1 pseudogene is annotated in these 753 nt (G+C 58.8%); it reads left to right on the plus strand.

The features are described 5' to 3' along the window. Window positions 1-101 precede the first annotated feature (101 nt). Window positions 102-753: pseudogene (locus PY257_RS16245) on the plus strand (IS1634 family transposase); the annotation flags it as partial.

Below are 753 nucleotides of genomic sequence, written 5' to 3' on the forward strand. Positions count from 1 at the left end.
ACTTACGTCAGTTTTCGATCTGCAAATGAAAAGTGCTTGTAGTGGCACGTTTAGCTTAAAATGTAGTTTTTTATTTTCCGGCCTGCGCTACACTCAGTGCCATGTTCATCAAGGTCACCCAATCGGGCAATCGCCGCTACGCCCAGTTGGTGGAATCCTTCCGTAACGAGGAAGGCAAACCTCGCCAACGCACCGTCTGCACCCTGGGTCGCCTTGAAGCCGGTGGCGAAGTCGACACCCTGATTGCCTCCTTGCAGCGCGCCCGAGGCATTACACCTGTGCCCTCAGCCCTGGATGGCCTGCGCTTTACCGACAGCCGGCATGCCGGTGACATCTGGGCTCTGTCTGAACTTTGGCGCTCCTTGGGATTTGACGATCTGGCGAGTTCCTGGCGGCGCTCCAAAGCCGAGGTGGATGTCCTGAGCTGCCTGCGCCTGATGGTCTTTAACCGCCTGTGTGATCCTGGCAGCAAACTCGGTGTGCTTCGCTGGCTGGAAACAGTAGCCTTGCCTGCGGGCTCTGGTGTGGTAACTGAGCACCAGCACCTGCTGCGCGCCATGGACGTGCTCGATGAGCACAGCGATAAACTGGGCGCACGGCTGGCCACGCTCATGCGCCCCCTGATTGACCAAGACCTCTCGGTGGTGTTTTATGACCTCACCACGGTTGCGGTCACCGGCCAGACGGACCTCGAAGATGACGTGCGCGCTTACGGTCTGGCCAAGTCCGGCCTGATCGAGCGCCAGTTCATGC

Source organism: Curvibacter soli (genome assembly GCF_029211125.1).
Classification (GTDB): Bacteria; Pseudomonadota; Gammaproteobacteria; order Burkholderiales; family Burkholderiaceae_C; genus Curvibacter_A; species Curvibacter_A soli.